A 21565-nucleotide genomic window follows, 5' to 3' on the forward strand; every position below is an offset into this window, starting at 1 on the left:
GCGGCGAAGATCAGTGCGGAGCGGGGGTGGTGCGGCCGGGTGGTGCGGCCGGGTGGTGCCGGAGCTCAGTCCGTGGCGCCCGGCCGCTCGGCGCCCCGGGCCTCGGCGTTCTCGGCGTCAGGGGATTCCGGCCTGCGGCCTTCCTTCGCCTTGCGCGCGGCGTGGAAGGCACCGAAGCGGGCACCGGCGTCCCGGGACGGCGCGCGGTCGGCGGCGGGGGCGGGGCGCGAGCGCTCCTGCTCGACCGCGGCCATCGTGCGGCCCGGCGGGCGGACAGGCAGCCCGTTCGGCGTCGACCCGACAGCACCCGCCGGGCGCGGCACGGCCGTGTCCGTGGTGTCCGGGGTAGCCGAGGCGTCCGTGCTGCCGGTGGTGGTCATGAGGTGCACGGTGTCCGGACTGTCCGTGGTGGCTGGGGCGGGCGCGGCGGCCGGGGGTGCCGGAGTGGTGTCCGCGACCGGCGCGTCGGCGCGCTGGTGCGTCTCGGCGGGCGCGGGGCGCGGGATGTGGACGGGCGGGGCCTGCTCGCGCTGCTGGGCGAGGACCTGGGGCGGCAGCAGGACCACGACGCCGGTGCCGCCGCGCGAGGACGGCCGGTAGTTCACCGCGATGCCGTACTTGGCGGCGAGCCGGCCCACCACGGCGAGCCCGAGCCGGGTGCCCTGGAGCGAGGCGAGGTCGGTGACCTGGCCGGAGACCGCGTCCTCGGCGCGCCGCATCGCCGCGTCGGCCATCTTCAGGCCGCTGTCCTCGATGGTCACGACGAGGCCCGCGGAGCGCTCCTCCACGTACACGTGCACCTCGTCGATGGGCGGCGAGAAGTTCGCCGCGTTGTCCATCAGTTCGGCGAGCAGGTGCATCACTCCCTCGGCCGCGAAGCCGGCGATCGCCGCGTCCGTCGCACAGTGCAGCCGCACCCGCTGGTAGGCGGCGATGCGTCCGACGGCGCCGCGCAGCACGCTCTCCATCACGATCGGCCGGTTCCAGGCGCGACTGGAACGGCCGCCCATCAGCAGTGCCAGCCGGTCCGTCATCAGCCCGAGCTGGGAGGTGGCGTGGTCGAGGCGCAGCAGGTCCCCGAAGACCTCCTCGCCGTGGCGCTCCTGCATGGTCCGCAGGTCGGCGAGCATGCTCACGGCCTTCGCCTGTACGCGGCCGAGCGCCTTCGCCGACGCGGCCTGCGCGGCGGCACCGCGCCGCTCGCTGAGGGCCAGTTCCCGCAGGAACGCCTCGGCCGGAACCCTCAACAGGGGGTTCTCGGGCCAGATCGGCTCGGCGAGCACGGTGTCGGCCGAGGCGCCCTCGCGCAGCCGCTCCACCGCGGCCGGGAAGGTCTTGACGGTCAGCCGGTCCAGCTCGCTCGCGGCCTGGCGCAGTTCGTCGCGGGCGGCATCGCGCTCCGCGGCGGTCCGCTCGGCCTGGTGCACGGCCTCACCGAGAGAGGTCGTGAACTCCTGGAGGATGCGCGCCAGTTGGGGATCGAAGGGCGGTGCCGGAGCGGGGAGCCGGCCGTCGTTCAGATGCCGCACCACGCCCGGCAGGGTGACGTTCACCAGCTGGGCCGCCTCCGCGGACTGCTGCGTCAACCGGCTGTTCGCCAGGGCCAGTTCGGCACGCGCGGCCTCCGCGTCGCGGCGGGCGCGGCCCAGGGCCGCCGTGTGCACGGCGAGGACGACAGCCACGCATCCCCAGGCGGCCAGGGCCGTCCACACCGCCCAGGTGCGCGCGGCCGCCGGAGCGAGCGCGGCCGCGCCGCCTGCCGCGGCGGCCGCCACCACCAGCACGGTGAGCGCCGCGACCAGGGACGGTCGGCCCGCCCCGGCTTTCGGCTGAGAGCGGGCAGAGGAGGGTGGAGCAGGCACTGACATTCCGCGGTCCCTCGGTCGTTGCGTGCGGGGAGCGGCCACGCGACCGGTCGGGTCGGCGGCGGATCCGGGCCGTCCGCGCCGAAGAGGACGCCGATCTTCCGGACCGTACGAACGCTCATGCTAGTCACGCCGCGCGACGGGAAGACCGGACAAGCCGGGCAGTTCTCCCGGCGGACGAGTTCGTCGTGAACTCGCCCTTGGCTCAACCGATCGTGGTAGCTGCCGGTCCGACCTTATCCGTGCCGTGAAGTCGAGGTGGGGGTGGGGGTATTGGGGCGGGGAGAATCACCGGAAGGTGTCGGTCCGTGCGATTTCAATGCGCCGTCGAGCGAGAGGATTCGGCCAACATCAGCTGTTCTCCACGATGTTCCAGTGGCCGACCTGTCGGTACTGGGAATCGTGGATCGCCGCGCCGTCACCCGGTGTCAGGGCGAAGTGGTGGAGATTGCCGCCCCAGTACCGCAGCGCGCGGCCCAGCTCACGTGCCGCGTCGCCGTCGAAGGCGCTGTCACCCATGTCGATCTCGAGAAGGAACTTCATGCCTTCCACCCTGTCATTGAACCGCCCTTTGAGACTTTTCCGGCGGCACCGCCCGCCGTTCGGACCGGCCGGAAGTTTTCTGCGAAAGGGTGTGCATGCTCGCGGCGATCCCGGGCACCAGACAACGGACAGGCTCTGGCAGCCCCGCCCCCCCCGGGCGCTCGAGCATGAGCCCCGCCGCCTCTGCTTCTCCCCCCTGCGAGGCGGCGGGGCTGTCGTCTGTCCGGCGTGCTCCGCCCCGACGTGCGGCCGCTAGCCCTGGTGGTGCGGCTGCTGCTGCGACGGGTGGCCCTGCGGGGCGGTCGCCGTGGCGAGCATGCCCTCCGCCTGCTCCTTGGACAGCTGGTGCTCTATGCCGCAGAACGTGCACTGCGTGCGGTACTTCGTCGAGACGGGGAACAACGGGACGAAGAAGAGCGTGAACTTCGTGAGGTATTTGCGCAGCGAGTGCGCCGACGGGTTGCCGCAGCCGCCGCAGACGAGCGTGAGCATCGCGAGCTGGTACACGTAACCGCGCGTGCCGAAGATGATCATGAGTGGTCCCCTCCCGGTCGATGGCCACCGCCGAGCGTGGGGCCTCGCGCCATCGTAGGCAGCCCCGGTGCCCGCCTCACAAGCCGTACTTGCGAGTGGAGTGCTCCTCCTGTGCGAGGCGGCGCAGCGCCAGCAGGACCGGCTCGAAGAGCACGGCCGCCGCGACCACCAGCTCGGCCTTCTCGGCGTCGCCCGCCAGGTCGTCCAGCCGCTCCATGTCCAGCCGTGCCACCTCGTCCATCCGCCGCGCGTACGCCAGGAGGATCGCCGGGTCGCTCGCGTATCCGAGCCGGACGACCGTGGCGACCGTGGTGATCAGCTGGCGGTAACTGGGGGAGAGGGCGCCGATCTCGCGCGCGTGCGCCCAGCCCACCTCACCGAGGCACCAGTCGACCGCCTCGGTGACCTCGGCCGTCAGCGGGTCGTCGGCCGGTGCCTCGGGCGGCTGCGGCAGCGCCCACAGCGCGGCGCCGAGCCGGAAGGTCGTGCCGAGCGAGTCGTCGTCGACGTGCCGGAGCACCTCCCGTGCGGTCGCCACCGGCACCCGGCCGATCTGGATCAGAGCGCGCACCAGATTGAGCCGTCGCAGATGGGCCTCCCCGTACTCGGCCTGCGTCTTGCTCAGCCGCCGCCCCGGCGGCAGCAGGCCCTCCCGCAGGTAGTACTTGATCGTGCCGACCGGCACCCCGCCGCGCTCGCTCAGCTCCGCCAGCCGCATCTCTTGTGCCCTCCATTGGGAAGTGCCACTATCCAATCACGCGAACACCGGGAGTCCTAGGGGGAGTTGTGCCCGTGAAGCCACAGATGGGACGGACCGCGGCCGACGTGGAGGGCGAGGTCGTCGTCTTCCTGATCGGGATGCGGATCAATCGATTCTGGGCCGTGCACCACTGGCTCCCGGTGTTCTGCGCCATGCCCATGATGCTCAGGGAGCTCGGCAGGGACCCCGGTCTCGGACTGCTCCACCACGTCCTTGGCACGGCGAATCCGCGCACGTACTACGTCGTCCAGTACTGGGAGTCGAAGGAGAAGCTGCTCGCGTACGCCGCCGCCCCGGACCGGCGGCACCGGCCCTGGTGGGCGCGGATGAACCGCTTCGCCCGCAGGAGTCGCGGACATGTCGGCCTGTGGCACGAGACGTACATCGTGCCCGCGGGCTCCTACGAGACGATCTACGCCGACATGCCGCCGCACGGCCTCGCCGCGGCGCACGGCGTGCGCCCGCTGGGCGACGGGGTGCAGGCGCGCGACCGGCTGGCGGTCTGACTCGGCCACTTTGCGCGGCCGGAGCGCTACGGACCGTACGGATGCGGCCACGCCGCCTGCCCGAATCGGCATTTCGGGGCTCGTGATGAAAGGATTGCTCCCATGGCAATCAAGACCTACTTCGACATCACGATCAACGACGAGCCCGCCGGGCGGATCACGTTCAACCTCTTCGAGGACGTCGTCCCGAAGACCGCGGAGAACTTCCGTGCCCTGTGCACGGGCGAGAAGGGCTTCGGCTACGCCGGCTCGTCCTTCCACCGCGTCATCCCGCAGTTCATGCTGCAGGGCGGCGACTTCACCGCCGGCAACGGCACGGGCGGCAAGAGCATCTACGGCGAGAAGTTCGCCGACGAGAACTTCCAGCTCAAGCACACCAAGCCGGGCCTGCTCTCCATGGCCAACGCCGGTCCGAACACCAACGGCTCGCAGTTCTTCATCACCACCATCGTCACGGACTGGCTGGACGGCAAGCACGTCGTCTTCGGCGAGGTCGAGGACGGCATGGAGCTCGTGAAGAAGATCGAGTCGCTCGGCTCGCGCAGCGGTGCCACCGCCGCGAAGATCACGATCGCCGAGTCCGGTCAGCTCTGATCCTCGGCGCGCAACGACGGAGGCCGGGAACCCGCCGCACGGCGGGTTCCCGGCCTCCGTCGTCGTGGCCGTCGTCGTGGGACTAGCCGAAGCGCTCGATCCGGATCCGTTCCACGGGCTGACCGAGGTCGACCAGCAGCCTGGAGGCGTGCTCGGCGAACGCGTTGGAGCCGCACACGTACGCCTCCCACGCGGGAGCGTCCCGTGTGAAGCACGGCGCCAGATGGTCCGCCGCCAGGCGCCGGCGCTCGCCCTCGCGGGTGAGCACCGGCGTCGTCTCGTCCCCGTACTCGGCGGCGTAGATCAGCTCCTCGGCCGTCCGCGCGGACACGAACAGGCGCAGGGGGAGGGCCGACCGCCGCAGCCGGTGATGGCGCAGCATCGACATCAGCGGCACCACGCCCGAGCCCGCCCCGATCAGCAGCGCGGGCCGGTCGCCGGGCCAGGCGAAGAAGCCGCTGAGCGGACCGCGGACCTCCACCGTGTCGCCGACCCGGGCGACGGCGTGGAGGTGGCCGGAGACCTCGCCGCCGTCCACGTGGTCGAGGGTGAGCTCGATGTGCCCGGTGTCGTCCGGGGGAGAGGCGAGCGAGTAGTGGCGCTGCGCGGTGTAGCCGTCCTCGGCGGTCAGCCGCAGGATCAGGTGCTGGCCCGGCAGATGGCCCTGCCAGCCCGGTACCGCGAACCGGAACGTCGACGCGCGGGGCGTCTCGCGCCGGATCTCCGTGATCACCGCGCGCTGCCAGGCGGCCGCGGTCTGCCGGCCGACGGCGATCCGCCCCGGCACGGCGAACCGGGTGGGCGGCGTGAAGGTCGTCTCAGTCACCGGAGTACCGCTGTTCCTCCCAGGGGTTGCCCCGCGCGTGGTACCCGTTCTGCTCCCAGAAGCCGGGCTCGTCGTGGTCGAGGAGACGCAGGCCCGCGAGCCACTTCACGCTCTTCCAGAAGTACAGGTGCGGCACCAGCAGCCGGGCGGGCCCGCCGTGCTCGGCCGGCAGCGGCTCGTCGCCGTAGGAGAAGGCCACCCAGGCCCTGCCCCCGCTGACATCGGCGAGCGGCAGGTTCGCCGAGTAGCCGGTGTGGGAGTACGCGACCACGTGCGTGGCCGCGGCGTCGGGGCGCACGGCGTCGAGGAAGGCGTCCAGCGGGACGCCGCCGAAGCGCACCCCGAACTTCGACCAGCCCGTCACGCAGTGGATGTCGCCCTCGTACGCGGACGTGGGCAGGGCACGCGCCTCCTCCCAGGTCCAGCTGCGCTCCTCGGCGACCAGACCGTCGACACGGAAGGTCCAGTCCCGCTCGGCGATCCGCGGCGTCACCTCGGCGGAGAGGACGGGCCACTCGTCCCGCGCGTCGTACTGGCCGGGCGGCAGCCCCGGATCATGGCTGCGGGGGCGCCCCACGAAGCCGCGGGTGACGGGGACGGTCATGCGAAGAACTCCAGGTCGAGAAGGGTTCGGCACGCATACGTGCACGGGACAAGCCTGCCATCCCGCGGCCCTGCGACGCACATCCGTTCGGCCGCGGCCGCCGTCCTACGCGCGCGGTCCCACCGGCACGCCCAGCGGCCGGGCCAGACCCGTGATGCCCTCGTCGAGCCGCTGCAGATGGCGCAGCACCCGGAACGTGACGGTGTTCGCGGCCGGCATGCCCAGACCGTCGGTCTCCAGCATCGCGGTGATGCTCGCGCCGGACTCGACGCGGCCCGTGTCCTCCGTCTCGTTCACGTGCGCGACCAGGACGTCGATGTTGTGGTCGATCCGCCGTGCCGCGCGAGCCAGGCGCGGGTCCGCGCCGATCCGCTTGCTGTACGGGACGAGCTCGGCCGTCGCCGCCAGCGAGCGGGCGTGGTACGCCGAGGTCTCCAGCAGCGCCACCAGATAGCGGGCGGTCTGGCGGCGCTCGCGCAGCGGCGTGATCGGGTGCGTCAGCGGCTGGGTGGCCGCCCGCAGCTCGTCCAGCGCCGTGTCCAGGTCACGGGCCTTGTCGAGCAGATCGACGGCGGGACCGCCGCTGAGCTGTGCCACGGCCCCCTCGACGACGTCGCCGAGCCGTTCCAGGACGGCGGCGAGCTGTTCGTCGGTGCGCCGGTCGGTGCGGACCGGGAGCACCAGCATCGCCGCGACGATGCCGCAGGCCGCGCCCAGTGCCGTCTCCTCGATCCGCAGGACGAGCACGTCGAGGCTGTAGGTGTTCAGGAGGGTGTAGAGCAGGCCCAGCATCGCCGTCACGAAGAACGACATGAGCGCGTACGACAGCGGCGCCGTGAAGAACATCGCGAACACACAGACCAGGACCAGCACGAACGCCAGCCACGTGTGGTGTCCGACGGCGCCCGCGAGCGCCACACCGGCGACGACCCCGAGCACGGTGCCGAGCAGCCGCCGGTAGCCCTTGACGACGATCTCGCCCGTCGACGCGGTGTTCAGGAAGACGACCCAGCAGGTCAGGACCGCCCAGTACCAGCGTTGCGAGGACAGGAACTCGCCGCCGACGATGGCGAGCGACGAACCGACGGCGACCTGGAACGCGGCCCGGGTGGTGGGCCGCTGGAAACCCGACGGCTCGGGGGTCTCGTCCTTCTCGGTGCTCGTGATGGAGACGTCCTCGGCGTCGAACTCCTCGCGGGAGCGAGTCGTCGCGGGGGAGTCGTCCGACTCGTCCTGCGGCCCGTCGAGCGCGAGGCGCAGACCCAGGACGGCACGGGCCGCCTCACCGATGCCGCGGAACACGTCCTGCACGGCGAGCGTCGTGCCCGGCGGGATGCACTCCTCGTCGCGGTAACCGAGCAGCCGGTTGCGGACGTGGGCGACGGCCGTGCCGCGGTTGGCCTCGGCCGGGCGGGCCATCATCAGGTGCAGGGCGTTCAGATCGCGGCGGAGCAGCGCGGTGGACTCGTCCTCGGCGCGCAGCAACTTGCCGGGGGCGGGCACCGGGGCGCCCGGCAGGTGCAGGGTCAGGGTGTCGGCGCGCTCCGAACTGCGAGCGGTGAGCAGCAGCATGCCGAGGCGCTCGGCGGCCACCTCGGCGTCGGCGACGCGGCGCTGGATCAGCGCGGCCGCGGCGTCGTCGCGGGTGCCGTCCTCGAGGCGGCCCTGGATCATCAGCGCGGTCTCGTGCAGACGGGCGGTGCGCCGGCGCAGCTCGTCTAGGACGTCGTCCAGGTCCCCCGGCGGCGCGTCGAGCAGCAGAGTCTGGGCGTCCACGAGTTGCGCCAGCCGCGCCCGGAACGCGTCACGCAGCCGTCCGAGCACCCGCTGCGGCGTCTCCGGCACCAGCGCGAACCTGGCCACGGCACTGCAGGCGAACGCGATCGCCAAGGTGCCGAACAGGACGGGCAGTTGATCCACCGACGCGTTCACGAACAGGGACACGAAGTACACCTGGAAACCGATGAGGCCGAGCGCCGTGCCCCGGTCGCCGAACCTGCGGCTGTAGACCGCGCCGAAGATGAGGGCGACGAAGAACGCGTCCCCGATGACGACCAGGCTGTGCAGCAGCGCGCCGAGCGTCATCGCCACGAGGGCGGTCGGCAGCCCGAGCGCGAGGGTGAGCGCCTGCCCGCGCACGGTCTTCTCACGGATCGCGAAGGTGGCGACCATCGCCGCCATGGCGCCCGCCACCATGTGCGTCACGTCCGTGCCGAGCAGAGCGAGCACGCCGAGCGCGAGCCCGATCGCCGCCACGGTGCGCACTCCGGCCGTCAGCCGCAGCAGCCCGGGGTCGGAGGCCACGAAGCGGTCCCATGTCGCGGTCAGGGTCGGCCGTCGCGCCACCTGCGTCACTCCAAGATCGATCCGGCGTTCGTCCCCCGAGCATACGAGCACGTGGGCGCGGCCCTGACGCCTGGACGGTCCGGCTCCGGAACGGCGGAAGAGCGAGGTCGGCGGGGGTGCGACGGCTACGGGCGCGAACATGAGGGGTCCGCAGCGGAGTTGAGCCCGCGACAGAGCGGACCGCCCGGCCGGGTGCAAACCCCGGCGGTCTCTCCTGTTCGCTTTCTCTACGGTTTCTCCACTGCTGCTTCTCTACCGCTGCTTCCCTACTGCGCGGACTTGAGGACGGCCGCCACGAGCGGCCCCGACGACTCGCCGCCGCGGCCGCCGCGCCGCATCACGGCCGCCGCCGCGAGATCGCCGTGCCAGGCGGCGAACCAGCCGTTGGGCTTCTTCTGCCCGATGACCTCGGCCGACCCGGTCTTCGCCCCGATGTCGCCGGTCAGTCCCGCCATGGATCCGGACGCGGAACCGGAGGTCGCCGTGGTGTGCAGAAGATCACGCAGTTGCGCGTGCGCCGCCGCATCGAGCGGCCGGTGCGCTGTGGCCAGTGTGCGGTGGTCGACGTCCGGAGCGACGAGATAGGGCTGCCGGAATTGTCCCGTCCGCGCGGTGGAGATCACCGACGCCATCGTCAACGGATTCATCCGCACCCCGCCCTGCCCGATCATCGAGGCCGCCTTCGACGCGGCGTGCTCGACCGGGACCGCCCCGGCGAACACGTCGACCCCCGCCGACCAGCGCTCCCCGATCCCGAACACGTCCCGGGCCTGCCGGGACAGCGCGTCGTCGGAGATCTTGCCCGCCTGGGTGATGAAGGCGGTGTTGCACGACGCGGCGAAACTGCTGCGGAACGTGCCGCCGACGATGTCGAAGTCGTCGACGTTGTGGAACTTCCAGCCGCCGTACGAGGCGTTCTTCGGGCACGGATGCGGCCGGTCGGGAGCGGCGAGCTTCTTCTCCAGGAGCAGCGACGCCGTGATCATCTTCATGGTGGAGCCGGGCGCGAGCCGCCCTCGCAGCGCCGTGTCCGGCCCCTTCGCGCCGGAGCCCGCGACGGCCAGGATCTCGCCGGTCGAGGGCCTGAGCACCACCAGCGAGGCGTCCGACCGCAGCGCGACCTCCCGCTCGGCCGCCTTCTGGACGCGCGGGTCGATCGTGGTCCGCACCCGCCCGGGCGCGCCCTCGGCCACGGACGCCAGCACCTGACCGCCGGGCGCCGTCCGCAGTTCGACACCAGGCCGGCCGCCCGCCGAGCCGCCGCGCAGCCCGTCCACCACCTGCGCGAGCGAGGGGAAGGCACGGGTGTCGAGCGGTCGGCCGGACCGGTCGAGAGCGTCGACGTGCGCGGGGGTCGTCTCCCGCGCCTCGAACCGCGCGCCGTCGACCAGCCGGGGATGCAGCACCGCCGGCCGCCAGGCGACGACGGGCTCCCCGTCCCCGGCGCGCCGCACCACGGTGAGCCCGGAGTCGTAGGACACCGGTGCGCGCCCGCCCTCGTACGAGAACCGGGCGCGCACGGCGAAGGGGACACGGGTGCCCTTCGGAGTACCCGCGGTGAGACGTACGGGGGTGAGGTGACCGTGTTCCCGGTAGTCGCGCAGCGCCCGGCCCGCGGCCGTCGCGTCGTCCGTGCGGTCCGCGGCCCCGTCCGTGTCGCCGTCGGCCCAGGCGTCGAGGAACCCGTCGGCGGCGCCGCGGATCTCGGCGGCCGACAGCGGACCGGTCCGGGGAGCCGGATCGTCCGCCGTCGCGAGCGCCCAGCCGCCCGCTCCGAGGGCGACGACGGCCAGCGCGCCGCCGATCCACGGACCGCGTCCCCCGCCGGTGCCCTGCCGTTCGCCGCCCACGGGTTCTCCGCCCTGCCGAAGCCTCGAGATCCTGACGCTTCACGGTAGGCAGGTCCCCCGTGTGCCTCCCTGGCGGAGTGAGCCGTTCAGGGGTGCGGGGTCACCCCAGACCGAGCGCGCCCATCGTCAGGCCGGCCAGGGCCGACTCCCCGAGCGCGTTCGGATGCACCGGCACGAAGTTGGTGCCGAACAGCGCGGGCTCGACCCAGCGGGTGCCGATCGGCTGACAGGCGTCGTGCCCCTCGGACGCCTGGGCCACATCCACGTACGTGGCGCCCGTCTCGGCCGCGGCCCGCCGGACCGCGGTGTTGAGGTGCGTCTGGATGTCGCGCACGTACGGCACGTCACCACTGGCGATCGGCATCTTCGCGAAGCAGCCAGACTGCGCCTTCGCCGGCATGATCCACGGATAGCCGAGGATCGCGACGCGCGCGTCCGGGGCCTTGTTCCGCACCGCCTGCAGCGCGGCCTTCACCGCCGGATACGTCTTCGTGTCGATGTCGTCGCTGAATCTGGTGCCGTTCTGGTCCTTGCACGGGCTGCCCTGACCCGCGGTGAGCACCCCCGCGGTCGCACACGCGAGGATCGTGTTGATGAAGGTGCTGTTGTCGTTGCCGCCGATGGTCATCGTCACCAGCCGGGTGTCCGCGCCGAGCGCGTCGAGCTGCGGCGCGACGCCCGGGTACTGGGCCCCCACGAAGTCCTTGGTCTGTGCGCCGCCGCAGGTCACGTCCTTCAGCGTGGCGCCGGTGCGCTCCGCGACGACATGGGGGTAGTTCTTCGTGGAGCGGGCGCACAGCAGGGACGCGGACGGGTCGAGCGGCAGGACGCCGGAGGCCGCGCTGTAGCTGTCGCCGAGCGCCACGTAGGGCAGGGGTTGACCGGTCGCCTGTGCGGGTGCGGCCAGCCCCACGAGGGCCGCGCCGGCCGCCACCGCGACTGCCGCTGAACGTCCGCCCCGGAACGCGCGAATCACCATCTGAAGCTCCTTCGAAACCGGCTCGGCTCATGGCCAAGTTCCGTATGCGACAGGGGATTTCAGCGCGCTGACAATTGAAGCTACCGACGGGTTAGAAAACGAGTCAATAGGTGTGCACGGGGTCGTGACCAGGGGCGGCCGGGGCCGGTGGTCGTGGTGTGTCCGGCCGGCGGCCTCAGGCGGACTGCTCCGCCTGCGGGGCGTGGCCGAAGTCGAGCACGTTCTCGGCGGTGCGCTCGGTCTCCTGCGCCGCTTCACGGGCGACGGCCAGGACGTCGCCCTGCTCGTCGACCAGCTGGTCGTAGATCGGGGCCGGGGCGGTGGACGGTGCGGGCACGGCGAAAACTCCAGGTGGATGCGGTGCAGGGGGACCTGCGCTACGGACAAAAGGGGACCCTACGACGACCCGGTCGCGCCCGGTCAACCGGGGTCGGATTGGACGCTCGACCCGCTTTCGGGCATGCGAGCCGCTTCGGGCCAACCCTGACCGGGGCGGGGACAGCGAACGGCGCGGCCGATAGACAGGACGGAGGGGGTCGGCGCCCGTCAGTCGACACGGGGAGGGCCGTCACATGATCACCATCGACGTCGCCGTCTTGCTGGGCATCATCGCCTTCTTTCTGTTGCGACGCCCGGTCGGGCCGAGAAAGCGGGTCGACACGTTCTTCGTGATGCTGGTCTCTCTCGTCCTCGGTGTTCTCATCGCCCCCACACCCTTCGGCGAGGGCATCACCAACGTGATGAACCAGCTGGCCACCAGCATCTCCAACTGGGGTAACTGACCAGGTCAGGACCGTGCTGTGCCAGACTCGGCCGCATGAGGATCCGAGACTTCCGGGCCGACGACTGGGAGTGTGTCTGGCCGTTCTGGCGGCAGATCGTGGCCGCGGGCGAGACCTACACCTGGGACCCCGGCACGAGCGAGGCGGAGGCCCGCGCCCTGTGGACGCAGGGCGCGGGCAAGCGGGTCGTCGTCGCCGAGGACGTGGCGGGCGAGATCGTCGCCACCGCGTACGTGAAGCCCAACTACGGCGGTCCGGCCGGCGACGTCGCCAATGCCGGATTCATGGTGGACCCGGCCCACGGCGGCCGCGGGTACGGCCGGGCGCTGGCCGAGCACGTCCTGGCCGCCGCGCGGGCCGACGGGTACCGCGCGATGGTCTTCAACGCCGTCGTCGAGACCAACCCGGCCGTACGGCTGTGGACCTCCCTGGGCTTCACGATCCTGGGCACCGTGCCCGACGCGTACGACCATCCCCGCCACGGCCGCGTCGGCCTGCACGTCATGCACCGCGCGCTCTGACCGTGGCGCGCGCCCGGTGTACGGATCGGGCGTGACCCTGTCTCCCTCAGCACGCTGCGGGAGGTCGGTGTGGACGGCCTCGGCCCCTGGGCGGAACCACCTGCGCGCAGGCAGCGGCACGTGCGGGACGGATGCGCTCGCCAGGGAGGAGACCGCCGCGACGGTGTGCCCACCGCGCAGGAGCCGGCAGGCGGCGAGAGGCGATGGTTCGCGTGTCCGGGCGGCGAGGGGAGGCCCCGCTCGGCGGGACACGTGGTCGCGGGGACAGGGGCGCGGTTGTGCCGTCGCGGGGTCGGCTCGTCGCGTACGTAGGCGGATCCGCCCTGTCAGGCCGGTTCCCGCGGTACCTCCGAGCGCCAGGGCGACGCGTCCGTTCCGCACGAGGAGTTCCTCGGCGCCCCAGCCGAACGGCGCGCCGGTGCGGCGCCGAGCGGTCACGGTGCGCCGATCCGCCTGATCGCGGGGGCGGACGGATTTGGGAAGGACTCCTTACTTGAGTGACTAGACTGAGGGCATGTCCTCGTCACCCCCGACGCCGCGCCCCTCCCTGGAGATGCTGCGCGCGCTCACCGACGAGAACGTGCTGCGCTCCCTGATGTCCGAGAGCCGGCTCACCCGGGCAGAGATCGCCGCCCGCACCGGCATCTCCCGTCCCACGATCTCCGACAGCGTGCGACGGCTCGCCGCCTCGGGCCTGGTCGTCGACACGGGGGAGCGCACCACCGGACGCGGCCGCGTCGGCTCGTACTACGGACTCGCACCCGGGCTCGGCGCCGCGCTCGTCGTCGGGATCACTCCGCGCGGGATCACCGCGGAGGCCGTCGACGCCCTCGGCCGCGTACGGGCGCGCGAGGAGACGGGACTCGGCCACGACGCGGGCCGACAGGCCGCCGGCGACGCCCTGGACACGGCCGTACGACGCCTCGCCGAGCGCACCGGGGACCGGCTGCGCACCGCCGTCGTCAGCGCCGCGGACCCCGTCGACCGCGGCACGGGCCGTCTCGCGCACCTGCCGGACGCGCCGTTCCTCGTCGGTGACCTCGATCCGCCGGGTGTCCTCGCCCCCTGCGTGGACGGTCCGGTGCTCGTCGACAACGACGTCAACTGGGCGGCCCGCGCCGAACGCGCCGAGGGCTGCGCCCGGGGCGTCGACGACTTCGTCTACCTCCACCTCGGCGAAGGCCTCGGCGGCGCCGTCGTCTGCGACGGCGACGTGCGCCGCGGCGACCACGGCTTCGCCGGTGAGATCGCCCACCTGTGTGTCCCGGGCCCGGGCGGCGGCGCCCTGCCGCTGACCGAGGTGTTCGCCGCGCTCGGCCTGCGCCGAGCGGGTTCCACGGCCGTCGACGTCGCGGCCCTGCGATCCCGGCTCGCGGCGCCCGGCGACCGGGCCACGCGCACGGTGCTCACCGACGCGATCGGCGCCGTCGTCGCGGCGGCCGTCGCCTTCGCCGACCCCCGCACGGTCGTCGTCGGCGGCGACTGGGGCCCCGACCTGGTCCCCGCACTCGACGGCCGCTTCCGCCACGGCCCGCGCCCCGTCCCGGTCACCGCGGCCACCCTGGCCGCCCCCGCACTGACCGGTGCCCGCGCCCACGCGACGGACCGCCTGCGCACCCTCGTCGTCCAGTCGGCCCACCCGGCCGTCACCACCACCTGACCACCCGTCACCACCCAGAACCAGGAACCACCGTGACCACCCAGCAAGACCAGCAGGCCGCCCGCTCCACCACTCCGCCCGACATCCGCCTCGTCGTCACCGACATGGACGGCACGCTCCTCGACGCCGACGGACGCATACCGGACGAGGTGTGGCCCCTCCTCGCGGAACTGGACCGGCGCGGCATCGTCTTCTGCCCCGCCAGCGGCCGCCAGTACGCCACGCTCGCCGCCCAGTTCGCCCCCGCGGACGACGGCGGCATGGTGTACGTCGCGGAGAACGGGACCTACGTCGTGCGCGGCGGCACCGAACTCAGCTCGAACGTGCTCGACGCCGCGGTCGTCTCCTGGATCGTCAAGTCGATTCGTCAACTCGTCGACGAGGGCGCGAGTGCGGACGGAGACGGGACGGACCTGGGTGTCGTCGTCTGCGGCAAGCAGTCCGCGTACGTGGAGCGTTCCGACGAGGCGTTCATGACCGAGGTGCGCAAGTACTACCGCAACCACCGCGTCGTCGACGACATCACGGCCGTCGACGACGACGTGATCAAGGTCGCCGTCTTCGACTTCGGCCAGGCGGAACGGACCGTCGCCCCGGCCCTCGCGGAGCTCAAGGAGACCCACCAGGTCGTGGTCTCCGGCGAGCACTGGGTCGACGTCATGAACCTCACCGCGAACAAGGGCGTCGCCGTCCGCGGCCTCCAGCGCGAACTGGGCATCACGCCCGCCCAGACCATGGTCTTCGGCGACTACCTCAACGACCTCGAGATGCTGGACGCCGCCGACTGGTCGTACGCCATGGAGGGCGCCCACCCCGAGGTCGCGCTCCGCGCCCGCCACCGCGCCCCCGCGCACACCGACAACGGGGTCGTCCGCACCGTGCGCGCTGTCCTCGGCCTGCCCACCGGGCACTGAGGAAAGGCACATCGGGGCGGGCTGAACCCCTACGACACCCCCGCCCGCTACGGCACCGTGGGCCCATGACCTCGCTCCAGCCCGCGACACCCGCGCCCGCCGACTGCTACGCCTGCGCCAACGAAGCCCGGTTCGACGAGCTGCCGCCGCGCGAGCGCATCGCCCACGACGCCCACTGGCGCATCGCCCACGCGTTCACCAGCGCGCTGCCCGGCCGGCTCGTGCTGCTGCCCCGGCGCCATGTGACCGCCGTGCACGACCTCGACGACACCGAGGCGGCGACCCTGGGCGGCTGGCAGGTGGCCGCGTCGCGCGCGCTGCGCGCCCATCTCTGAGAGGCGTCGACCATGGCCGGATCGCGCCCGTGATTGGCATGGACCTGCCCATGATCCCTCGCTAGGCTGCGCCACCGGCACGCAAAGGGAGCGCTCCCAATCCGTGCCGTGCCATTCCGTTCGGTTCCACCCCCACATCACTGGAACAACGAAGGGTCGCACCATGAGACGTACGAGACGTCGCACCACCTCCCTGCGCACCGTCCTGTCCGCCTTCCTCGTCACGGGCGCCTGCGCGACGGCAGGGTTCGTCCCGGCCGCCACCGCCACCGCCCAGCCCCCCGCCTCCGACGGCGTGCTCGCCGCCATGCAGCACGATTTCGGCCTCACCCGCGGCCAGGCCGAGACGCGCCTGGCCACCGAGAAGACGGCCGCCGCCACCGAACGGCAGGCGCGCCGGGCCGCCGGATCCGCCTATGCGGGATCCTGGTTCACCGCGCGCAGCGGCCGGCTCACCGTCGCCCTCGCCGACAGCGCCAAGGCCGACGCCGTACGGGCCACCGGTGCCGACGTGGAGCTCGTCGCCCGCAGCGCCCGGCAGCTCGACGCCGCCAAGGCTCGCATCGACGACCTCAAGGCCCCTGCGGGCATCGCTAGTTGGCGCGTCGACTGGCAGGCCAACAGCGTCGTCGTGGACGTCGTCGCGGGACAGCAGGGCGACAACGATGTCAAGAGCTTTCTCGCACGGGCCCGCCGGACGGGCGGCGCCCTGAAGGTCGAGACCACCGACCGCGCTCCCAGCACCCTCGCCGCGGGCACCGTCGGTGGCGACCCCTTCTACACCGGCAACGTCCGCTGTTCCATAGGCTTCTCGGTGCAGGGCGGCTTCGTCACGGCCGGCCACTGCGGCGGCGCCGGTCAGGGCGTCAACGGCTGGGACGGCTCGTACGTCGGCAACATCCAGGGCTCGTCGTTCCCCGACAACGACTACGCCTGGGTCAACGTCGGCAGCGGCTGGTGGACGGTGCCGGTGGTGCTGGGCTGGGGCACGGTCTCCGATCAGCTCGTGCGCGGCTCGAACGAGGCCCCGATCGGCGCCTCCATCTGCCGCTCCGGCTCCACCTCGCACTGGCACTGCGGCACCGTTCTCGCCAAGAACGAGACCGTCAACTACAGCCAGGGCGCCGTGCGCGAGATGACCAAGACGAACGTGTGCGCCGAACCCGGCGACTCGGGCGGCTCGTTCATCAGCGGTGACCAGGCCCAGGGCGTCACCTCCGGCGGCTGGGGCGACTGCACCGGCGGCGGCGAGACCTGGTACCAGCCGATCAACGAGATCCTGAACCGCTACGGTCTGGCCCTGACGACGGCCTGACCGGCGTCCGGCCGGGGCGTCGGCGCCGCCCGAATCCACTGGCGCCGATGCTCCGGACCGGTCATGATCCCCCTCATGGCAACGGTTCCACAGCAGTCACCGGTCCACGCGGCCGCCCGCAACAACGCCCTGTGGTGCGACGCCATGAGCCGTACCCACGGCGTCACCGGCACGTTCACCGACGATTCCTGGGCGGCTCCGGTCCGCACACCTCCGTACTACCCGGACGCGGTGACCCTGGTGCCCGGCGCGGATCCCGCCGCGCTCGTGCGGCGGATCGACACGGTCGCGCCGGGAGCCACCGTCAAGGACAGCTTCGGCGATCTCGACCTGACCGGCGCCGGATTCCAGGTGCTGTTCGAGGCGAGCTGGATCCACCGCCCGGCCGGCGCGGCCGCCACGGAACCGGTCCCGGCCTGGGAGGTGGTGCGGGACGCCGACATCCTGCGCGCCTGGGCCCTCGCCTGGGACGACGGCGACGGCGACGCGGACCTCTTCGGGCCCGGACTCCTCGGCCTGCCCGACGTCCACGTGATCGCCGGGCTCGACCCGCAGGGCCGCGTGACCGCAGGTGCCGTCCTGAACCGGGGCGCCCACGCGGTCGGAGTCTCCAACGTCTTCTCCCGCGACCCGGCGCCGCACACCGTCTGGCCGCGCGTCCTCGACGCCGCCCACCGCCTCGGCCCGGACCTGCCCGTCGTCGGCTACGAACACGGTGACGAACTGACGATCGCGCTGCGGCACGGCTTCGCGGCCGCCGGAACGCTCCGGATCTGGCTCAAGCCCTGACGGCCTGCCGCGTGACCCGCAGCCCGCGCTCGGCCGACTGGAGCAGAGTGCGCAGGAGTTGCTTCCGCCGGTGATGTGATGGGCGGGGACACGCACCCGACCGAGCCGGGCAGGAGCCTCATGACCACCGACCAGACCGACGCCGGTACCCGCACCCAGGACGACACGGAGGCCGCCGCGCCTGCGCCTACGCCACTGTTCACGGCGGAGCGCTCCGCCGAGGCCGTCGCCGACAGCTTCGCCGGCGCCCCCGACCCGCGGCTGCGCGAGATCCTCGGCTCACTCGTCCACCACCTGCACGCCTTCGCCAAGGACGTGGACCTCACCGTCGACGAATGGGCCGCCGGGATCCGCTTCCTCACCGAGACCGGCCACACCTGCGACGACACCCGGCAGGAATTCATCATGCTGTCCGATGTGCTCGGGCTCTCCATGCTCGTGGAGACCCTGGCCCGTCCGAGCGACGGCCGGTTCACCGAATCGACCGTGGAAGGCCCCTTCCACCTGGTCGACTCGCCGCCGCGCGCCCTCGGCGACACCATCGACGAAGCGGCCGCCGGAGGCGAGGCGTGCCTGGTCACCGGCCGGGTCACCGACGGCGACGGCGCGCCTGTCCCGGGTGCGCACGTCGACGTGTGGCAGGCCGACGCCGACGGCTTCTACGACGTCCAGCGCCCCGGCGCGGTCCCGGACCGCAATCTGCGCGGACTGTTCACCGCCGACGACGACGGCCGGTTCTGGTTCCGCACCATCGTGCCGCGCCACTATCCGATCCCCACCGACGGCCCCGTGGGCGTCCTCCTGCGGGCCACCGGACGGCACGGCTTCCGGGCCGCCCATCTCCACGTGGAGGTGACGTCGCCCGCGACCCGTACCCTGACGACCCATCTGTTCGTCGCCGGTTCGCCCTACTTGGACTCCGACGCGGTCTTCGGCGTCAAGGCGAGCCTGATCCGCGACTTCGCCGAGATCGACGACGCCGAGCGGGCAGCCGCCCACGGCCTGCCCAACCCGTTCCGGCACGTCGACTTCCCGATCACCGTTCCACGCGAGGTCTGACGATCGGACGCTTTCCGGCCACCGTCCGGCCTCTCGGCCGACGACGGCCGGCGCGACGCGCCACGAAGCACGCCCACCGACGACACCCCGGAGCACGGAGCCATGACCGACCACCCCGCAGGAACCCCGCCGGTGACCGTCCACGAGTCGCTGCCCGTGCGCGTCCTCATCGGCCCCGGCGCCCGTCATCGCGTCCCCGACGAGTGCGAACGCCTCGGCGTCCGGCGCGTCCTGCTCGTCTCCACCCCGTCCGCCGCGGCACACGCCGACGAACTCGCGGGCGCCCTCGGCCCGCGCCTCGCCGCCCGCTTCGGCCGCCCGGCGGCGCACACCCCGGTCGCGGTCACGGCCGATGCGCTGCACCTCGTCGGCCAGGTGTCCGCCGACGGCGTCGTGGCGTTCGGCGGGGGTTCGGCCGTCGGCCTGGCCAAAGCCCTCTCCGTGCGCACCGGCATCCCGCAGATCGCCGTCCCCACCACCTACGCCGGCTCGGAGGCGACCCCCGTCCTCGGCGAGACCGAGAACGGCGTGAAGACCACCCGCCGCGCGCCCGCGATCGCACCCGGCACGATCGTCTACGACCCGGAAACCACCCTGACCCTGCCTCCCGGCCTCACGCTCACCAGCGCCCTCAACGCCCTCGCCCACGCCGTGGAAGCCCTGTGGGCGCCGGACGCCACTCCCGTGAGCGACGCACTCGCCACCGAGGCCGTCACCGGCCTCCTCACCGCCCTTCCCCGGGTGCTCGGCGAACCCGCGCACCCGGGACATCGCGGACGGCTCCAGTCGAGCGCCTGGCTCGCCGGGCTGTGCCTCGCCGACACCCGCATGGGCCTGCACCATCAACTCGCCCACGCCCTCGGCGGCACCTACGACCTGCCCCACGCGGCCCTGCACGCGCTGCTCCTGCCGCACGTCATGGCCTTCAACCTGCCGTCCGCCCCGGACGCCGCCGCCCGGCTGTCCCGCGCCACGGGAGGCACCGACCCGGTGGCGACCGTCGCCCGCCTCGCCCGCTCCTACGACGGCCCGACCACGCTCGCCGCCCTCGGCGTCCCGCGCGACGGGCTGCTCGCGATCGCCGAACGCGTCGCCGCCGCGCCCCACCCCAACCCCCGCCCGGTGACCGCCGATTCCGTCCGGGGACTCCTCGAAGCAGCCTTCTAGCGGAGCGGCGCACGTGCGCCGCTCCGTGCCTCAATTCTCCCGCCATGCGCCGGAGGCTCTCTCTCTGCGCATGCGGTGCGCCCCCTCCGGGGTGCTTCGCCGTGCCCGACCCGGGTGATACCGCTGGAGACACGGCTCTGGCACAGGGGGGATGAAAGGATTCGGCATGACACCTCAGACTCATCTCGAAGCGGGGCGGCTGTCCGCCATAGCGAAGATCCTCGACCGCGCCGACGGCCATCTCAGCGCCGCGGTACGCGAATGGGCCACGCTCCCGGCCCCCGTCGACGACCGGGACCTGAGCGGGATCCAGTCGCTGCTCGAAGTGTCGCGCAGCGCCTCCCGCGACGTGACGTGCGCCGTGCGCCACGCGGGCAGCGGCGATCTGGCCCAGGCGCACTTCCACCTCGAAGCGGCCCGCACCGCGCCCGACAAGCACCCCGCGCTCGCGGCCGCCATGTACGGCCCGCTGCCCGCCGGTGTGCGCACCGCGCTCCAACTCCTGCGCGGCATCCGGGGATTCTTCAGCGCGGAGGCCGAGGACGCCTTCGTCCGCGCCCTCACCGGCCACGCCCAGCCGCAGGGCCTCGCGAGCTGACACCGGCCCGCCACGCACCTCGGTCAACTTCCGGGCCCACAACCCGAGTCTCCGGCACTCGACAGGGGCATGACACTCACGGCATGCGTCATCCCCCCATCGCAGTGACAGGAGAGCGTGTTGAAGCCCCTACGGACCCTGCGCAGAGCGTCCCTCGTCACCGGCGGCGCCCTCGCCCTGGTCGTCGCACTCGCCGGCAGCGCCCTCGCCGCCCCGCCCGGCGCCCTGCCCGGCAACGCGGACGGCACGGAGGCCACGTTCCAGCCCGCGTACGACTACGACACCGACGGCTGCTACCCGACACCCGCCATCGGCGCCGACGGAACCTTCAACGGCGGACTCAAGCCCAGCGGTGCCCTCAACGGCCAGTGCCGCGACGCCGAAGACCTCGCCAACACCAACGGCTACGCCCGCACCAAGTGCAACAACGGCTGGTGCGCCATCATCTACGGCCTCTACTTCGAGAAGGACCAGGCGGTGCCCGGCAGCGGTCTCGGCGGGCACCGGCACGACTGGGAGCACGTCGTCGTCTGGGTGAAGGACGGCACCGCCCGGTACGTCGCCACCTCCGCCCACGGCGACTTCGTCGTCCACACCCGCGACGAGATCCGCTGGGACGGCACCCATCCCAAGATCGTCTACCACAAGGACGGCATCGGCACCCACTGCTTCCGCGCCGCGACGGCCGGGGACGAGCCCCCGGAGAACCATCGGGGCACCTGGCAGTTCCCCACCCTCGTGGGCTGGAACGGCTATCCGCCCGGTCTGCGCGACGCCCTGAGCGCCCACGACTTCGGCAGCGCCACCTTCGGCCTGAAGGACTCCGCCTTCCCGAGTCATCTGGCCGCCGCCCTGCCCGACGGTGTCCCGTTCGACGTCAACGCCTGAAGTCCCGCACGCCACCGCCAAGTTCATGGATCGCCGGCTCCTGAGGGCTGCCGGTGGTGACGGCCTGATCGACACCGTCCCCCGCGACGCGCGGGGACGGTGGGTCGTCCGTCCGCGCGCCGTACCTTCC

At 72.7% G+C, this 21565-nt stretch carries 23 protein-coding genes; 13 read left to right on the forward strand and 10 right to left on the reverse strand.

The window, feature by feature from the left end:
• Positions 1-65 precede the first annotated feature (65 nt).
• From ABT127_RS27470 to ABT127_RS27485, 4 genes are all read right to left on the reverse strand, one after another.
• Entirely contained in the window at positions 66-1868 is a 1803-nt protein-coding gene (locus tag ABT127_RS27470; protein WP_351455343.1) for a sensor histidine kinase, read from the reverse strand.
• A gap of 348 nt (positions 1869-2216) precedes the next feature.
• Positions 2217-2408: a hypothetical protein gene (locus ABT127_RS27475; RefSeq protein ID WP_351455346.1), complete on the reverse strand. Its 192-nt coding sequence runs from the start codon at positions 2406-2408 to the stop codon at positions 2217-2219.
• 252 nt (positions 2409-2660) lie between these two features.
• A complete protein-coding gene (locus tag ABT127_RS27480; RefSeq protein WP_351455349.1) occupies positions 2661-2942 on the reverse strand; it encodes a zinc-ribbon domain-containing protein in 282 nt (93 codons plus the stop codon).
• A 76-nt stretch (positions 2943-3018) separates the two neighbouring features.
• On the reverse strand, positions 3019-3660 hold the full coding sequence (locus tag ABT127_RS27485) for a MerR family transcriptional regulator (protein ID WP_351455352.1): 642 nt from the start codon (positions 3658-3660) through the stop codon (positions 3019-3021).
• 86 nt (positions 3661-3746) lie between these two features.
• Here ABT127_RS27485 and ABT127_RS27490 point away from each other — a divergent pair, with 86 nt between their 5' ends.
• Positions 3747-4208, forward strand: a complete 462-nt coding sequence (locus ABT127_RS27490; RefSeq protein ID WP_351455699.1) for a DUF4188 domain-containing protein — start codon at positions 3747-3749, stop codon at positions 4206-4208.
• 102 nt (positions 4209-4310) lie between these two features.
• Positions 4311-4802: a peptidylprolyl isomerase gene (locus ABT127_RS27495; protein ID WP_111664444.1), complete on the forward strand. Its 492-nt coding sequence runs from the start codon at positions 4311-4313 to the stop codon at positions 4800-4802.
• Positions 4803-4884: 82 nt separating this feature from the next.
• Here the strand turns inward: ABT127_RS27495 and ABT127_RS27500 are convergent, their stop codons facing one another.
• From ABT127_RS27500 to ABT127_RS27525, 6 genes are all read right to left on the reverse strand, one after another.
• Positions 4885-5628, reverse strand: coding sequence for a ferredoxin reductase (locus tag ABT127_RS27500; protein WP_351455356.1), 744 nt, complete (start codon positions 5626-5628; stop codon positions 4885-4887).
• Positions 5621-6232: a sulfite oxidase-like oxidoreductase gene (locus ABT127_RS27505; protein WP_351455359.1), complete on the reverse strand. Its 612-nt coding sequence runs from the start codon at positions 6230-6232 to the stop codon at positions 5621-5623. Before ABT127_RS27505 ends, ABT127_RS27500 begins: the two co-directional genes overlap by 8 nt.
• Positions 6233-6337: 105 nt before the next feature.
• A complete protein-coding gene (locus ABT127_RS27510) occupies positions 6338-8578 on the reverse strand; it encodes an FUSC family protein (protein WP_351455362.1) in 2241 nt (746 codons plus the stop codon).
• A gap of 266 nt (positions 8579-8844) precedes the next feature.
• On the reverse strand, positions 8845-10428 hold the full coding sequence (locus tag ABT127_RS27515) for a penicillin-binding transpeptidase domain-containing protein (RefSeq protein ID WP_351455365.1): 1584 nt from the start codon (positions 10426-10428) through the stop codon (positions 8845-8847).
• A 100-nt stretch (positions 10429-10528) separates the two neighbouring features.
• Complete coding sequence (locus ABT127_RS27520; RefSeq protein ID WP_351455368.1) at positions 10529-11407, reverse strand: SGNH/GDSL hydrolase family protein; 879 nt, start codon at positions 11405-11407, stop codon at positions 10529-10531.
• Between the two features lie 175 nt (positions 11408-11582).
• Entirely contained in the window at positions 11583-11744 is a 162-nt protein-coding gene (locus ABT127_RS27525; RefSeq protein WP_351455371.1) for a hypothetical protein, read from the reverse strand.
• 235 nt (positions 11745-11979) lie between these two features.
• Between ABT127_RS27525 and ABT127_RS27530 the strand changes: the two genes are divergently transcribed.
• The 11 genes from ABT127_RS27530 (at position 11980) to ABT127_RS27580 (ending at position 21435) form a co-directional block, all read left to right on the forward strand.
• Complete coding sequence (locus tag ABT127_RS27530; protein WP_351455374.1) at positions 11980-12189, forward strand: hypothetical protein; 210 nt, start codon at positions 11980-11982, stop codon at positions 12187-12189.
• Between the two features lie 35 nt (positions 12190-12224).
• Positions 12225-12710: a GNAT family N-acetyltransferase gene (locus ABT127_RS27535; protein ID WP_351455377.1), complete on the forward strand. Its 486-nt coding sequence runs from the start codon at positions 12225-12227 to the stop codon at positions 12708-12710.
• Positions 12711-13224: 514 nt separating this feature from the next.
• Positions 13225-14370 carry an ROK family transcriptional regulator gene (locus tag ABT127_RS27540; protein WP_351455380.1) on the forward strand — a complete coding sequence of 382 codons (1146 nt, stop codon included), beginning with the start codon at positions 13225-13227 and terminating at the stop codon, positions 14368-14370.
• A gap of 104 nt (positions 14371-14474) precedes the next feature.
• Positions 14475-15284 carry a Cof-type HAD-IIB family hydrolase gene (locus ABT127_RS27545; protein ID WP_502971799.1) on the forward strand — a complete coding sequence of 270 codons (810 nt, stop codon included), beginning with the start codon at positions 14475-14477 and terminating at the stop codon, positions 15282-15284.
• Between the two features lie 65 nt (positions 15285-15349).
• The gene (locus ABT127_RS27550) at positions 15350-15619 is read left to right on the forward strand and encodes an HIT family protein (protein ID WP_351455386.1); all 270 of its coding nucleotides are present in this window, start codon (positions 15350-15352) and stop codon (positions 15617-15619) included.
• A 163-nt stretch (positions 15620-15782) separates the two neighbouring features.
• Complete coding sequence (locus ABT127_RS27555) at positions 15783-16934, forward strand: S1 family peptidase (protein ID WP_351455389.1); 1152 nt, start codon at positions 15783-15785, stop codon at positions 16932-16934.
• A gap of 75 nt (positions 16935-17009) precedes the next feature.
• Positions 17010-17723 (forward strand): hypothetical protein, encoded by a 714-nt coding sequence (locus ABT127_RS27560; RefSeq protein ID WP_351455392.1) that lies wholly within the window; start codon positions 17010-17012, stop codon positions 17721-17723.
• A gap of 120 nt (positions 17724-17843) precedes the next feature.
• Positions 17844-18782 carry a dioxygenase family protein gene (locus ABT127_RS27565; RefSeq protein WP_351455395.1) on the forward strand — a complete coding sequence of 313 codons (939 nt, stop codon included), beginning with the start codon at positions 17844-17846 and terminating at the stop codon, positions 18780-18782.
• A gap of 102 nt (positions 18783-18884) precedes the next feature.
• On the forward strand, positions 18885-19949 hold the full coding sequence (locus ABT127_RS27570) for a maleylacetate reductase (RefSeq protein WP_351455398.1): 1065 nt from the start codon (positions 18885-18887) through the stop codon (positions 19947-19949).
• Positions 19950-20115: 166 nt separating this feature from the next.
• Positions 20116-20547, forward strand: a complete 432-nt coding sequence (locus ABT127_RS27575) for a hypothetical protein (RefSeq protein ID WP_351455401.1) — start codon at positions 20116-20118, stop codon at positions 20545-20547.
• Positions 20548-20664: 117 nt separating this feature from the next.
• Entirely contained in the window at positions 20665-21435 is a 771-nt protein-coding gene (locus ABT127_RS27580) for an NPP1 family protein (RefSeq protein ID WP_502971795.1), read from the forward strand.
• The last annotated feature ends 130 nt before the right edge of the window (positions 21436-21565 follow it).

It is taken from the genome of Streptomyces sp. NPDC001904 (assembly GCF_040297005.1).
Taxonomy (GTDB): Bacteria; Actinomycetota; Actinomycetes; order Streptomycetales; family Streptomycetaceae; genus Streptomyces.

Bases quoted from the DNA above. Each gene is read 5' to 3' on its own strand.
- ABT127_RS27530 (WP_351455374.1), top strand. From the start codon at position 11,980: ATGATCACCATCGACGTCGCCGTCTTGCTGGGCATCATCGCCTTCTTT.
- ABT127_RS27490 (WP_351455699.1), top strand. From the start codon at position 3,747: ATGGGACGGACCGCGGCCGACGTGGAGGGCGAGGTCGTCGTCTTCCTG.
- ABT127_RS27485 (WP_351455352.1), bottom strand. From the start codon at position 3,660: ATGCGGCTGGCGGAGCTGAGCGAGCGCGGCGGGGTGCCGGTCGGCACG.
- ABT127_RS27535 (WP_351455377.1), top strand. From the start codon at position 12,225: ATGAGGATCCGAGACTTCCGGGCCGACGACTGGGAGTGTGTCTGGCCG.
- ABT127_RS27545 (WP_502971799.1), top strand. From the start codon at position 14,475: ATGGACGGCACGCTCCTCGACGCCGACGGACGCATACCGGACGAGGTG.
- ABT127_RS27470 (WP_351455343.1), bottom strand. From the start codon at position 1,868: ATGTCAGTGCCTGCTCCACCCTCCTCTGCCCGCTCTCAGCCGAAAGCC.
- ABT127_RS27565 (WP_351455395.1), top strand. From the start codon at position 17,844: ATGACCACCGACCAGACCGACGCCGGTACCCGCACCCAGGACGACACG.
- ABT127_RS27480 (WP_351455349.1), bottom strand. From the start codon at position 2,942: ATGATCATCTTCGGCACGCGCGGTTACGTGTACCAGCTCGCGATGCTC.
- ABT127_RS27575 (WP_351455401.1), top strand. From the start codon at position 20,116: ATGACACCTCAGACTCATCTCGAAGCGGGGCGGCTGTCCGCCATAGCG.
- ABT127_RS27560 (WP_351455392.1), top strand. From the start codon at position 17,010: ATGGCAACGGTTCCACAGCAGTCACCGGTCCACGCGGCCGCCCGCAAC.
- ABT127_RS27520 (WP_351455368.1), bottom strand. From the start codon at position 11,407: ATGGTGATTCGCGCGTTCCGGGGCGGACGTTCAGCGGCAGTCGCGGTG.
- ABT127_RS27495 (WP_111664444.1), top strand. From the start codon at position 4,311: ATGGCAATCAAGACCTACTTCGACATCACGATCAACGACGAGCCCGCC.
- ABT127_RS27505 (WP_351455359.1), bottom strand. From the start codon at position 6,232: ATGACCGTCCCCGTCACCCGCGGCTTCGTGGGGCGCCCCCGCAGCCAT.
- ABT127_RS27540 (WP_351455380.1), top strand. From the start codon at position 13,225: ATGTCCTCGTCACCCCCGACGCCGCGCCCCTCCCTGGAGATGCTGCGC.
- ABT127_RS27555 (WP_351455389.1), top strand. From the start codon at position 15,783: ATGAGACGTACGAGACGTCGCACCACCTCCCTGCGCACCGTCCTGTCC.
- ABT127_RS27570 (WP_351455398.1), top strand. From the start codon at position 18,885: ATGACCGACCACCCCGCAGGAACCCCGCCGGTGACCGTCCACGAGTCG.
- ABT127_RS27475 (WP_351455346.1), bottom strand. From the start codon at position 2,408: ATGAAGTTCCTTCTCGAGATCGACATGGGTGACAGCGCCTTCGACGGC.
- ABT127_RS27550 (WP_351455386.1), top strand. From the start codon at position 15,350: ATGACCTCGCTCCAGCCCGCGACACCCGCGCCCGCCGACTGCTACGCC.